The sequence below is a fragment of the Caulobacter vibrioides genome, assembly GCF_002858865.1.
In the GTDB taxonomy this organism is placed as follows: Bacteria; Pseudomonadota; Alphaproteobacteria; order Caulobacterales; family Caulobacteraceae; genus Caulobacter; species Caulobacter vibrioides.
Map to the genome: position 1 here is coordinate 311,313 of NZ_PJRR01000014.1, position 11,294 is coordinate 322,606.

At 63.9% G+C, this 11,294-nt stretch carries 9 protein-coding genes and 1 tRNA gene; 7 read left to right on the top strand and 3 right to left on the bottom strand.

Annotation, left to right across the window (positions count from 1 at the left end; all coding sequences use genetic code 11):
* Nucleotides 1-144: 144 nt before the first annotated feature.
* Entirely contained in the window at nt 145-2,634 is a 2,490-nt protein-coding gene (locus tag CVUC_RS11175; protein ID WP_010918342.1) for a TonB-dependent receptor, read from the bottom strand.
* Between the two features lie 92 nt (nt 2,635-2,726).
* Here CVUC_RS11175 and CVUC_RS11180 point away from each other — a divergent pair, with 92 nt between their 5' ends.
* The 4 genes from CVUC_RS11180 (at nt 2,727) to CVUC_RS11195 (ending at nt 5,790) form a co-directional block, all read left to right on the top strand.
* Complete coding sequence (locus CVUC_RS11180; protein ID WP_096032394.1) at nt 2,727-3,755, top strand: RluA family pseudouridine synthase; 1,029 nt, start codon at nt 2,727-2,729, stop codon at nt 3,753-3,755.
* A 98-nt stretch (nt 3,756-3,853) separates the two neighbouring features.
* Nucleotides 3,854-4,561: a hypothetical protein gene (locus tag CVUC_RS11185; protein WP_096032393.1), complete on the top strand. Its 708-nt coding sequence runs from the start codon at nt 3,854-3,856 to the stop codon at nt 4,559-4,561.
* A gap of 89 nt (nt 4,562-4,650) precedes the next feature.
* Nucleotides 4,651-5,496 (top strand): MBL fold metallo-hydrolase, encoded by an 846-nt coding sequence (locus CVUC_RS11190; protein WP_164468056.1) that lies wholly within the window; start codon nt 4,651-4,653, stop codon nt 5,494-5,496.
* A 204-nt stretch (nt 5,497-5,700) separates the two neighbouring features.
* Nucleotides 5,701-5,790: transfer RNA gene (locus tag CVUC_RS11195), tRNA-Ser, on the top strand.
* A gap of 102 nt (nt 5,791-5,892) precedes the next feature.
* On the opposite strand, the gene CVUC_RS20835 is transcribed toward CVUC_RS11195, so the two are convergent.
* Both CVUC_RS20835 and CVUC_RS11205 read right to left on the bottom strand, forming a co-directional pair.
* Nucleotides 5,893-6,126 (bottom strand): tyrosine-type recombinase/integrase, encoded by a 234-nt coding sequence (locus CVUC_RS20835; protein WP_096032391.1) that lies wholly within the window; start codon nt 6,124-6,126, stop codon nt 5,893-5,895.
* Nucleotides 6,127-6,158: 32 nt separating this feature from the next.
* A complete protein-coding gene (locus CVUC_RS11205; RefSeq protein WP_205685764.1) occupies nt 6,159-7,343 on the bottom strand; it encodes a glycosyltransferase in 1,185 nt (394 codons plus the stop codon).
* Nucleotides 7,344-7,904: 561 nt separating this feature from the next.
* Between CVUC_RS11205 and gmd the strand changes: the two genes are divergently transcribed.
* From gmd to CVUC_RS11220, 3 genes are read left to right on the top strand one after another with little or no spacing between them, the layout of a single operon-like run.
* Complete coding sequence (gene gmd, locus CVUC_RS11210) at nt 7,905-8,981, top strand: GDP-mannose 4,6-dehydratase (RefSeq protein WP_096032389.1); 1,077 nt, start codon at nt 7,905-7,907, stop codon at nt 8,979-8,981.
* Complete coding sequence (fcl, locus tag CVUC_RS11215; protein ID WP_096032388.1) at nt 8,947-9,912, top strand: GDP-L-fucose synthase; 966 nt, start codon at nt 8,947-8,949, stop codon at nt 9,910-9,912. The genes gmd and fcl overlap by 35 nt, the downstream gene beginning before the upstream one ends.
* Nucleotides 9,913-9,926: 14 nt before the next feature.
* Nucleotides 9,927-11,294 carry a lipopolysaccharide biosynthesis protein gene (locus CVUC_RS11220; RefSeq protein WP_096032387.1) on the top strand — a complete coding sequence of 456 codons (1,368 nt, stop codon included), beginning with the start codon at nt 9,927-9,929 and terminating at the stop codon, nt 11,292-11,294.

Consider the following 11,294-nt stretch of genomic DNA (forward strand, 5'->3'; position numbering starts at 1 on the left):
ACTGAACCAATCAGATCGGATAAAAAGGGCTCTATTTCAAAAATTTAGAGCGTTTTTTCGATCCGATCACCACTTCACACTGATCGGGGAGCGCTCTAGGCGTCCCGGCCCGACATGCGCCACGTCGAGCCGGGCGCGTACGTCTTAGTGGCGGAAGGTGATCCCAATACCCATAAAGCGCGGCTTGCCGGCGATGAAGGTCGGGATGCCGAAGCTGTCGCCGGTATTGCCCGCGTCCTTCAGATAGCGCTTGTCGTTCAGGTTCTCGACGAACGCCTCGATCTTCCAGCGATCATCCACGGCGCCAAAGCCCAGGCGGACATTCAGCAGGCCGTAGGCGTCCTGGAACTCGTCCAGCCGGGTGTCGGGGAAGAGACCGGCCGATTGCAGGTCCGCGCGGTCATTGTTGTCGTCGAAGAACATCTTCGAACGCCAGGTGTAGGTCGGCGTGAACGTGACCTTGCCGCCCAGGCCCTCGCGGCTGAACAGCGCGCCCACTGACACGGCGTGGTCGGGCGACAGGCGGAACTGGTTGCCCTTGCGCAGGCCGCTTTCGAGGCGGGCGTGGTTGTAGCCGTAGGTCCCGAACAGGGTCCAGAAGTCACCGGCCTGCAGACGCGCCTCGCCCTCGAAGCCATAGGCTTTGGCCTTGCCGGCGTTCAGCGTCACGATCTGCGCGCCCTGACGGAAGGTGGTGGCGAAGTTGTCGTAGTCATAGCGGAACACCGCGCCCGACAGGTACAGGCGGCCGTCCATAAGCTTGCCCTTGGCGCCGGCTTCGTAGCTGTCGACGACCTCGGCCTTCACGATGCCGAAGCGCGGCTGGCCCAGCGGCGCGGCCGGAGCGCTGGTCGAAATCACGTCCGGGCGACGCCCGCGCGCGAACGAGGCGTAGAGGCTCAGATCCTCGGACGCGGCGTAACGGCCCACCAGACGCCAGGTGACGCCGCTGTCGGAGATCGACTTGCTGAAGGTGTCGCCGTTGTTGGCGGTCGGCTGGTTGAGCAGGCCCAGCATCGGCAGGGCCGCATTGTTCACCGCGTTCGGCTGCGCGGCCAGGAACAGGTTGGTCGGCGTCGGCGCGGCCAGCAGGACGCCCAGGATCGAGCGGCCGTTCTGGACGGTCGAGCGATAGGACGCTTCGCGGTCTTCGCTGGTGTAGCGAACGCCCGCCGTCAGTTCGAGCTTGTCGGTCAGGCGCAGCGTACCGTCGGCATAGACGTCATAGGTGGTGTTTTCGCTGTAGTTGGCGAACTCTTCGCGATGGATCGGCTTCAGGTTGGACGCGAAGCCCGTCGCCAGCGAGGACGGGATGCCAAAGCCCAGCTGCAGCACCTGCGCCAGATAGGCCGGGTTGGTCAGGACAGCCTGCGGCTGCGGCGTCGGACGGCTGATGCCCAGCGGCGAGGCGCCCGCCAGCAGGGCCAGCACCAGGCGCTCGTCCATCTGGCCCGGGATGCGCCAGGAGCCGGTCTCGTGGAAATAGTTGGCGCCGACAAAGCCCGAGAAACGGCCGCCGGCGTCGTAGCGCAGGCGCAGTTCCTGGCTCTGTTGGCGGCCCTGCGCATCCTCAGCGAAGGTCAGGATCGGCAGGGACGAACCGTCCGGATCGAAAACCTCCGTCGAGTGGAAGGCCCGCGTGGCCGTGATCGACGACAGGGTCAGGCTGTCATTGATCCGGTAGTCCGCCAGCGCCGTCAGGCCATAGACCTTGCGGTCCAGCCCAAGCGGCGCGCCGCCCTCGAAGCCCGCCCCAGGGGCCAGCGTCGCGAAGCCACCCACCGAGGTGTCGCTCAGCGCCTGGCCGGTGATCGGATTGCTGGGGTTGAACGTGTTGCTCTTGAACGAGGTGCCGGTGGTGTCGTCGACCTGGTAGTTGCCGATCAGGTCAAACTTCAGCCCGCCCGCCTCGGTGTGGAAGCCCACCCGCACCGCCTGGCTGTCGGTGGAGTCGTAGGGGTCGCCGCCCGCAGCGTCCTTCACATAGCCGTCGGTCTGGCGGAGGCGCGCGGCGATGCGCAGGGCGGAGCTTTCGCCGACCGCGAAGTTCACCATGCCCTCGCCGACGCGGTAGCCGCGCGTGCCGGCCTCAGCCCGCAAGGCCCAGTCAAACCCGCCCGGATTGGCCTTGTTCTGAACGAGGTTCACCGCGCCGATCAGGGCGCCGCGACCAAACAGCGTCGACTGCGGGCCCTTGGCGACTTCGACACGCTCCATGTCGAAGAGCTCGACATACGACCCGCGCGAGCGCGAGATCGGCACGCCGTCCTGATAGATCGAGACGCGGGTTTCATCGGTGGCCGAACCGGAGTCGGAGGTGATGCCGCGCATCACAAAGCCCGAGTTGTTGTTCGACTGGTTCTGCACCAGGAAGCCCGGCGTGAAGGCCGACAGCTCGTCAAACGCTTTCACGCCGATCGCTTCCAGGAACTTGCCCGAATAGGCGGTCACGGCGATCGGCACGTCCACCGGATCCTGGGCGCGCTTCTGGGCGGTCACCACGAGCTCTCCGAGCAGCGCGGGTTCGTTGTTGCTGGCCGGAGCGCTCTCCTGACCGGCGGCCAGGGCCGGAGCGGCGACGAGCAGGCTCAGAGCGCTGGCGGACAACAGCGTGGTGGTGCGGAAGGCGCGCATGGACTATCCCCAAAATACGAAACTTGAGCACGCACCTAGGCGCCCAGCGTGTCGGCGGCGCGACGAGCTGATGACGGAGCCATGAAACCCCAGTGAACGACGTGGACGACATCGCGGACGACGACCTGCTCGACGATGTCGCCCCGCCCGACGACAGCCAGGGCGAGCGCCTCACCGCAGACCTTCCGGAAAATCTGGCCGGCCAGCGCCTGGACAAGGTGCTGGCGCCCCTGTTCGCCGACCTGTCGCGCGCCAGGCTCCAGGCCCTGATCGCTGAGGGTCGGCTGACGTTTGACGGCGAGACGGTCGCCGACGCCTCGCGCAAGGCTCGGGCGGGAGTCTACAGCCTGGTCGTCCCGCCGCCCGCCCCCGCCGATCCTGAGCCCGAGGCCCTGCCGCTGTCGATCCTCTACGAGGACGCCCACCTGATCGTCGTGGACAAGGCCGCCGGCATGGCCGTGCATCCGGCGCCGGGAACCTATAACGGCACCCTGGTCAACGCGCTGCTGCACCACTGCGGCGCCAGCCTGTCAGGCGTCGGGGGCGTCGCGCGGCCCGGCATCGTCCATCGCCTCGACAAGGACACCTCGGGCGTGATGGTGGCGGCCAAGAGCGACGCGGCCCATCGGGGTCTGTCGGCCCTGTTCGCCACCCACGACATCGATCGGCTCTACGTGGCCCTGACGCGCGGCGCGCCCAACCCGCCGACCGGCACGATCCAGACCCAGATCGGCCGCTCGCCCGGAGATCGCAAGAAGATGGCCGTGCTGCGCGCGGGCGGCCGCGAGGCCATCACCCACTACAGGGTCGAGACCGCCTTCGGCCCAGCGGATCGGCCGCTCGCCGCGCGCGTGGCGTGCCGGCTCGAAACCGGCCGTACGCACCAGATCCGCGTTCACATGGCCAGCAAGGGCTCACCCTGTCTTGGCGATCCCGTCTATGGCGCCGCGCAGCCGGCGGCGGCCGTCCGGGAGCGGATCGAGGCGGCGGGTCTCCGGCGGCAGGCGCTGCATGCGGCGGTGCTGGGCTTTGTCCACCCGATCACCGGCGAGACACTGCGGTTCGAGACCCCGCTTCCCGCCGATATGGACGCCCTTGAGGTCGCCCTCGCCACGCTCTGAAGCCAGGCAAGCCCAAGCTTGCGCCCGCGCAACAAAAGCGCCCTAATTGTGCTGGCTTGGCGCCGCAGGGTTCAGCCTCGCCAAAGTGGAGCGTCCCGATGCGGCCTTATCTTGCGACCTTCGCCCTCGCCGCAGCCCTTGCGGGCTCGGCCCAGGCCGCGACCACCTTGCCCGGCGACGACGAGGTCATCGCCACCGCCCATGCCAAGATGTCCGCCAAGGCCCTCACCGCCGTCGCGCCCGACACGCCGCCTTCGGTCTCGACCACCCCGTCGCGGCCGCTGACGACCCAGGAGCAGATCGCCGCGTTCATCGCCGCCAACGCCCCGGCGGAAGATGCGCCGCGCGGCGTCCTGCCGGCCGAACGCGACGAGGACGGCAAGCGCAAGGTGCATGGTTCCATGGGCGTCTCAGTCGGCACGGGCGGCTATCGCAGCGCCTATGCGTCGGCGCTGTTTCCTGTCGGCGAAAGCGCCACGATCGGCGTCGCGGTCTCCAAGACCGACTTTGGCAAGCACGGCGGCTGGTATGGCGGTCCGGGCTACGACGCCTATGGCCCCGGATACGGGTACGGGTACGACTATGGCTATGGCTATGGCTATGCCCCTGGCTTCGGCCGCGTGCGGGGCGGCGAGCGCCAATCCATCGCCCTTTCTGTCATGACCGGCGGGTCCAACGCTTCGGGGGGCGTGCCGGACGGGTGCGCGCCAGGCTTCCGAAGCGGCGGACGCTATATCGAACCCCTGTGGGTCGAAGGCATGCGTGACGGCGCCCATCCTTGCGCCGGCGCGACCCCGTCTCGCTAGCTGAAAGAAAACTGTTTTTAGAGCGCGGCTGTTCGCTCATGTTTAACGGCTTGCGCGCCATGGTGCGCGCCTCGGGCGTCTGAGGCTTATTGATGCAGCCGGAAATCACTTCTTATCGCCATCCCGCCACTGGGACGGTGAGCTACCTGGTCGTCGACCCGGCCACCTTTCTCTGCGCCATCGTCGATCCCGTACTGGATTTCGATCCGGTCACGGAAGAGATCGACACCCGCTTTGTCGATGCGATCATCGCCGACATCCGCGCCAAGGACCTTGGCCCGACCTGGATCCTGGAAACCGGCCTCCACACCGGTCACCTCTCGGCCGCCGGCCACCTGAAGTACGAGACCGGCGCGTCGGTGTGCATCGGGGCCGGCGTCGTCGAGAGCCTGAAGCGTCTGGCGCCCCAGTTCGGCGAGACCATGGTCGACCTGGACGGCTGGGACTTCGACAAGCTGGCCCAGGACGGCGACACCTTCCCCATGGGCGGCCTTGAGATTACGCCGATCGCCCTGACGGGTCGCCTGCCCGGCGCGGTCGCCTACCGGATGGCCGACATGGTCTTCACGGGCGATCTGGTGCTCGCGCCCGCCGAAGGTTCCGGCCGCTGCGACATCCCCGGCGCCGACGCCGGCAAGGCGTGGGACGACGCCCGCAAGATACTCGCCTTGCCGCCCGAGACCCGCATCCTGCCCGGCGTCTCTGCGACGGCGGCCTGTGAGTCGACCGTTGCGGACGCCAAGGCGTCCAACATCCAGCTGAACGACACGATCGATCAGCTGGACTTCATCGCCCTGCGCACCGCAGCCGACGCCTTCCTGCCCGATCCGGACCTTGCCGCAGCAGCGCTGCGCGTCGCCATCCGAGCCGGCCGCCCCCCCTCACCGCCGGAGTCCGGCCCCCGCTTTCCTTCCGTGGATCTCAGCAAGCTCTGACGGTCCGGCCGCAGACCGGCGGCGAAGTCCGCCCGCCAGGCGGCCGCCAAATTCGGTTGCAGGCGGATGATTTCCCGCCTGCGGCGCTGACCGCAAAAAAGCTTCGAAAGAAAGCGCACCGGGGGCTTGCGTCTTCTGGGCGACGCCGCTAGGTATCGCGCCCTCGACCTCGGGCGGCAATTATCGGCCTCCTGAACGGCGCCTGGAGAGGTGGCAGAGTGGTCGAATGCGCCGCACTCGAAATGCGGTTTACGTGAAAGCGTAACGTGGGTTCGAATCCCACCCTCTCCGCCAGCCCCCTCAAAAAAACATAACCTTTACAATGACCTTTTAGGCAAATTGGCTAACCACCGCCTAGGGTTTGCCAATCGAATGTTCCCGAGAAGTACTCTCGGGCTAGCTGATCGCGTTAATTGCCTCTTCCGCTAGAGCCACCTGGTTCACTGCTAGGGTGTAGTGGGTCACTTCCTTCAGGCTACGGTGTCCGGTGATCGCCATGATTTGGAGAGGGGTGCATCCGGCTTCAGCGAGACGGCGTGCAGCAGCCTTGCGAAGACCGTGAGGGGTTGAGCCATCGGGTATCCGCCTGCGCAGCCGACCGGCCGCAAGGCCGTTGGTCCGGTCCAGCATGGCGCGGCCGGTTATCTCGATTCTGTTGTCGCTTACGCTGGTCGCGAGCCTGCCTCGCTGGGCGAGTGACGTGACACAGCGGAGGCAGCTTCTAAAGCGCCATGTACGCCATGGCCGGAGAGAAGATCTAGGAAGCGTTTCGCGACGTACTGCGCCGAGAATTGTCGCTCGAAACCACGGCGTGCCGATTCAGCCATCTTCCGCTTCTGCACGTCGGATAAGGCCAACCAGCTCCGCAAGAGCTCAACGACGCCTTCCTCGTCATCATTGCGGATGATCCCGCCCCCGCTAGCCTCTACTTCGCGCCAGATGTTGACCTTATTGGTGGTCAGAACGGGCAAAGCACATGCCATTGCCTCAGCGATGACGACGCCGAAGTTCTCCTGATGCGAAGGTAGAATGAAGGCCTCCGCCTCGTGATAGGCGCCCCATTTGGCGCTTCCCTGAAGCATCCCCGGCCAATGAATTCGTTCACTGACCCCCAACTCTGACGCCAATGCCTTTAACCCCGGCATGAGTCCCATTTCATCGGGCCCGGCGATGACCAGGTCGACATCGTGGTTTTCGGCAACGTGCGCGAAGGCGCTGACAAGAAGATCGCAGCCCTTCTTGGGGTGGATACGGCTCATAAAAAGTAGGAACCGCCGTCCACTCAGGGCAGGCAGAATCTCGTGAAAAGCAAGACCGTCCTCGGGTCGGCTTTGAGGCGGCTCAGCCACGCCGTAGCCGACGACAGCGCCGTTGTAGGACCAGCCCCAGAACTGCCCTTTCGCGAGATCTTCCTCCTCTGGGGCGGTAAACAGCACGGCACGCGCCCGAGAAAGTAACCGCCCCTCGAACGCGAGCCAGGATAAGCGTTTGAAGAAGTGTTTCTTGGGGTCGTGTCTAGCAAACCACGGGTCCATCATCCCGTGAGCGTAGACATAATAGCGATCTTTCATGACGACGGGCAGCACAAGAGCCGCCGCCATGGTCGCAAAGTTCCACAGCCCATGAACGATGACGCAATCGTACTGAGTAGCATTTCGTCTCAGCCATTCGACATAGGCGAACGAAAAACCATAACGCGAGAGCAAGGTCCGATCGCGCCGACCAATATTACCGCTCCCTAGCGCGAAAACGGTTAGAGGAAAAGATTCGAGAAAGTCAGATTGCGGCGCATCCAGCGTCACAAGCTCACTGACCACATAGCCCGAAAAAGCTCGATCCTGCTGCAATATGCCTTCTAAAGGTCCACCGGATCTCGGATCCGCGGACGCGATAACATGTAGAACTCTCATGCCCCCCCCAGGGCTCAAAACGGAAAGAGCCAAATCGACCCTCTAATGAAGTGGAAGTGACTCGTACACGAAATCTGTGGCGCAGCATCACTCAAACGGGTTCGACGCCGCCAAGTGCCCGGCAACTCAGGCCAGAGGTGCCGCTCATGAAGCTGGATGTCGAACTACTGCCCTTAGGTGAGACCCAAAGATCTAAGGCGGCAAGCGCTATATCAGCTGCAGCCATGGAATATCTAGCCGCCATGCAGATTACATCGCGACGCGCGAGCAAAAGATTGATCGAAACATCACCGCTGAGCAGTCTCAAAACTGAGAAAAAGATCGCATTGATGACTGATTAACCAATGTCTCGGCGCCCACATACCATCGCTGCTCGCTTGGTTGTCGCCGGAAGATTGCCTCCCAGCACCAAAACATATCGGTCGCATCAATGGATCGCTTGCGCTATGAGCGCTGCACGCAAGGCTGAATAGCCGCGTTCTGAGTGGTGGGGACCTAATGACGGTTGAAAGCAATGGTAAGGTTGCGCTCATTACGGGCGTGACCGGGCAAGATGGCGCGTACCTGTCGGAGCTGCTGCTCTCGAAGGGCTATACGGTGCATGGCGTGAAGCGGCGTTCGTCGTCGTTCAACACCGGCCGTATCGAGCACATCTATCAAGATCCGCACGAGCCGAACCCGCGCTTCTTCCTGCACTACGGCGACATGACCGACAGCACGAACCTGATCCGGATCGTGCAGCAGACCCAGCCGGACGAGATCTACAACCTGGCCGCCCAGAGCCACGTTCAGGTCAGCTTCGAAACTCCGGAATACACCAGCAACGCCGACGCCACGGGCACGCTGCGCCTGCTGGAAGCCATCCGCATCCTGGGCTTGGAAAAGAAGACCAAGTTCTACCAGGCCTCGACCTCGGAGCTCTATGGCCTCGTCCAAGAGGTGCCGCAGAGCGAGAAGACACCGTTCTATCCGCGCAGCCCCTACGCCGCCGCCAAGCTCTATGGCTACTGGATCGTGGTGAACTACCGCGAGGCCTATGGCATCCACGCCAGCAACGGCATCCTGTTCAACCACGAGAGCCCGCTGCGCGGCGAGACCTTCGTCACGCGCAAGATCACGCGGGCCGTCGCGGCCATCAAGCAGGGCTTCCAGGACAAGCTCTATCTCGGCAACCTCGACGCCAAGCGCGACTGGGGTCACGCCCGCGAGTACGTGCGGGGCATGTGGCTGATGCTGCAGCAGGAAACGGCCGACGACTACGTCCTGGCCACCGGTGAAACCACCCTGGTCCGCGACTTCGTGACCAAGGCCTTCTCGGAAGTCGGCGTCTCGATCAACTGGTCGGGAACCGGCGTCGACGAGAAGGGCACGTGCGCGGAGACCGGCAAGGTGCTGGTCGAGGTCGATCCCCGCTACTTCCGCCCGACCGAGGTCGAACTGCTGATCGGCGACCCGACCAAGGCCAAGGAAAAGCTCGGCTGGGTGCACGAAACCAAGTGGGAGCAGCTCTGCGCCGAGATGGTCGCCGCCGACATGATCAATGTCGCCCGGGAGCAGCGCCGCAATGCCGAATGACGTGATCTTTCCCCTCGAGGGCAAGCGCGTTTGGGTGGCTGGCCATCGCGGGATGGTAGGCTCGGCCATCGTCCGCCGCTTGGCCTCGGAAGGCTGTGAAATCCTGACCGCCGGGCGCGAGGTGCTCGACCTCGAGCGCCAGAGCGCCGTCGAAGCCTGGATCGCCGACAACAAGCCGGACGCCATCTTCATGGCCGCGGCCAAGGTCGGCGGCATCCTGGCCAACGACACCTATCCGGCCGACTTCCTCTACAACAACCTCGTGATCGAGACGAACATCGTCGACGCGGCCTGGCGCAACGGCGTCGGCAAGGTGCTGTTCCTCGGCTCATCGTGCATCTATCCCAAGTTCGCGCCGCAGCCGATCATGGAAGACGCCCTGCTCACCGGCCCCCTGGAGCCGACCAACGAGTGGTACGCGATCGCCAAGATCGCCGGCATCAAGCTGGCTCAGGCCTATCGCAAGCAACACGGCTGCGACTTCATCAGCGCCATGCCGACCAACCTGTACGGCCTGGGCGATAACTACGACCTGAACAGCAGCCACGTGATGCCGGCCCTGATCCGCAAGGCCCACGAAGCCAAGCTGGCCGGCGCCGACAGCATCACGATCTGGGGCACGGGCACGCCGCGCCGCGAGTTTCTGAACGCCGACGACTGCGCCGACGCCTGCGTGTTCCTGATGAAGACCTATTCGGACTTTGAGCACGTCAATGTCGGCTCGGGCGAGGACATCACCATCCTGGAACTGGCCCAGCTGGTCTGCGAGGTCGTGGGCTTCAAGGGTGAGATCATCACCGACACCTCCAAGCCCGACGGCACGCCGCGGAAGCTGATGAGCGCTGACAAGCTGCGGGGGATGGGCTGGAAGCCGTCGATCGGGCTGCACGAGGGGATTACTCAAGCCTATAACGCCTTCATCAAAGCTTGAACGCGAGTTCCGCGATGCTCGGTCGCCTCCGTAGCCTGATATCCCGTCCGGACGTGCGCCGTATCGCCCACGGCATTAGCGCGAACCTGCTCGGCCGGCTGTGGGTGCTTGCGCTCCAAGTGGCGTCGGTGCCGGTGCTGACCGCGAAATGGGGAGCGGCGGGCTACGGTCAGTGGCTCATGCTTACGGCTATTTCGACCTATATCGCCCTGAGCGATTTCGGCTTCGGCAACGCCGCCGCCGCGTCGATGATCAAGAGCCTGACCCAGGACGATCCGCGACAGGCGAACAAGACATTTTCCGCTGTCTGGACGTTAGTCTCCGGCGTCGCAGCGCTGCTGATCCTCGTCATCTCGCTTGCGATCTGGCTGCTCTCAGGAAGCTTCGTTCATTTGATAAATGTCGATCGAAGCCTCCTGGCTTGCATATCCATACTATCAATACACGCCTTCTTCGCGATTCAGATGAACCTACTTCACGTCGTGTACCGAAGCAGCGGCAACTACGCCTTCGGAACGATGATGCAGGAAATCACATATCCGCTTGAAGGCTTCGCCGTCCTCGCTGTCGCAGCGCTCGGATATCACGCGCTCGCGGCGTCCTGCGCGATGCTGGTCATCCGCGTCATCTTGAGCGCTAATTTCTTCCTCAACGCTCGCAAGCGGGCGCCATGGTTCCACCTGTCTCCGAAGAACTCGGACGTAAGCGAACTGCGGCGACTATTCGCTCCCGCTGTGGCGACTTTCAACCTGAACGTATCCAGCGCGATAAGCCTTCAAGGTATTGTGCTGTCCCTCGGACTCGTCTCAGGGGCGGCCATGGCGGGCCTGTTTGGCGCCGCGAGAACGATCTCACGCGCGCCTGCTCAGTTTACGAGCCTTATAACCCGCGCGACGCTTCCGGAACTGACCAGCGCCCTCGCGCGAGACGACAAGCGCTCGGCCAACGTGATCATGGTCATCAACATCGCTACGACGGTGTTTCTGTTCACGCCGGTAGCATTGGCGATCGCGCTCTTGGGCCCGTTCGGGCTGAAGATCCTCTCTCACGGTCGCCTGACCGCGGACCATCAGTTGTTCGCCGCACTGGCCGCCGCGGTTTTGATCCAGGCGATCTGGCAATCTATCAGCCAGTATTTCATCGCCATCAACAGGCCTCAGGTGTTCGCGTTCAGTTACACTTTGATCGCCATAGCGGTCGCTGCAGCCCCAGTAGTGCTCTCTCATCCGACGGCCACGACAGCGGCCATGGTGGCGCTGATAGGTGAACTCGCCATGCTTGGCGTCATCGGATACGCTTGGCGACGAGAAAGTTCCATGGGCGCAAGCGAGTTAAGGGCAACGCTGGATCACATCCGCGCAAGCATGCTCAAAAAGTCTTAG